We start from the raw sequence: 1,556 nt of genomic DNA on the forward strand, positions 1-1,556 counted from the left end.
GGCGTCTATGATGCACGTTCGCAGCTCATGCTGCCGCGCGAACTTATGGAGCGTGAGAATTAAGGCCCGTTTACGAGGATCAAGTCAGACTTCTTTTGACGGTCTTGACTTCAAAGTAGGTCGCAGACTTCGCCAATGGAATTGAAGTGTCAAATTCTTCCGCCTAGGCCCTATGATTGACTGCCAAATGAATTGATGGGGAAATACTGTCGAGACCTTCCCCGGGTCCCGACAGTATTAGGCCCAAAAGATACTATCTAGGCTATAAGACGACGCGCAGCTTCCGCGAGCCATGCACTTCTATTCATGCCGACACTCTCAGCAACTTGGTCGACACGCGCAAGCAAACCCTCGTTCATCGTGATCTGAACGCGAACTGATCGGGATTTGAGTTCACCAGCATCAGATTCCAGAACGATGGCTCCTTCTAGTCTCTCCCGCATATCTGCGTCGGTTTCTGCTATCCTTAGAATGCTCTCTAACCCTAAGGGGCTTGGAACTGTTCCGGTCTCTTCTTGTACATCAGCAATGTAAAGGGCGATCGCTTCACGGACATTGCTTCTGGCTTCCTCCAAACTGTCTCCACCCGATGTGCATCCGGGAAGATCCAGAACCACTGCTCCCCACATCCCGACCACGGGATCGTGGTCGAAAGCAACAGACCATTTAGGTCTGCTGCTGGTTATATTCTGTGTCATGGGGTGTTCTCCACTTAATAAATATCTTTTTGCTTTGTTTGAGAGGGGGCGGCCTGGCTATTCAGGTGGCCACTTCCATTTGGCCTGCCGATAGATTTCCCGAAGTACCCCTATGGACTGTTCGGCCTTGCTCACGACCACAGTGATCTTGCCCGGAAAGTCAGGGTGGACAAAGTGCTTGTGAGACCCTTCCGTTGCCTTCTGCACATATCCTTCGCTTTTCAGCCGCTTGATAATGTCCTTGGTCTTTGGTCGCTTCGGCAATGTTGCCCCTCGCTGAGTGTGTACAATATACACACTTTCTCTAAAGTCAAAACAAGATATGTATGCGATGTGTGTGTTTCATTCCTGCGCCAGTAGCTCGGCGTTAGCCCATTCAATTGGTTGACAGCAGTTGAACGTGCGAAGCCAGAACCAACGTTTCTGCCAATTCTTTCGCTGTTCCCTCTAGCCCCGTGTTCGACCTGCCAGAGGCGAGGTCGAGAGGTAATGAAGGGACGCGCGCCGCGTCCCGACACCTAATGGTGCGCCAGAGCGTGATGGGCGGGTCAAGGTGGGCCGAGCCCCCTTCAAGAAGGTTACCTTGACGCGCCTAAACGCTCTGGCATTTGGCGAAGATTGGTAAGCCAAGAGCCTACCGCCCATATTGGCTGGTATTGGCGAACATGCGCTCCTGCGCCCATTCATCAAGCGCGGTAACGAGATAACGGATCAACCGGGGGCCATATTTGATGAAGGGAGGGCCTTCACCTGTAACGCGCCAACGGTTCAAAGTGTGCTTGGAAATCTTCAAATGGGAGGCCGCATCTTCAACGGTCAGAAGTGTGTCGGTATTCATAGGTTTCATCCTCTATCAGG

Annotated in this window: 3 protein-coding genes; all 3 read right to left on the reverse strand. The window is 52.1% G+C overall.

The window, feature by feature from the left end; all coding sequences use genetic code 11:
• Positions 1-257: 257 nt before the first annotated feature.
• Complete coding sequence (locus tag ACOVRA_RS12840) at positions 258-698, reverse strand: type II toxin-antitoxin system HicB family antitoxin (RefSeq protein WP_346383813.1); 441 nt, start codon at positions 696-698, stop codon at positions 258-260.
• Between the two features lie 57 nt (positions 699-755).
• The gene (locus tag ACOVRA_RS12845) at positions 756-995 is read right to left on the reverse strand and encodes a type II toxin-antitoxin system HicA family toxin (protein WP_421720640.1); all 240 of its coding nucleotides are present in this window, start codon (positions 993-995) and stop codon (positions 756-758) included.
• Between the two features lie 337 nt (positions 996-1,332).
• On the reverse strand, positions 1,333-1,536 hold the full coding sequence (locus tag ACOVRA_RS12850; protein WP_346383814.1) for a helix-turn-helix domain-containing protein: 204 nt from the start codon (positions 1,534-1,536) through the stop codon (positions 1,333-1,335).
• Positions 1,537-1,556 lie beyond the last annotated feature (20 nt).

This window comes from Aquidulcibacter sp., from assembly GCF_049239865.1.
Classification (GTDB): domain Bacteria; phylum Pseudomonadota; class Alphaproteobacteria; order Caulobacterales; family Aquidulcibacteraceae; genus Aquidulcibacter.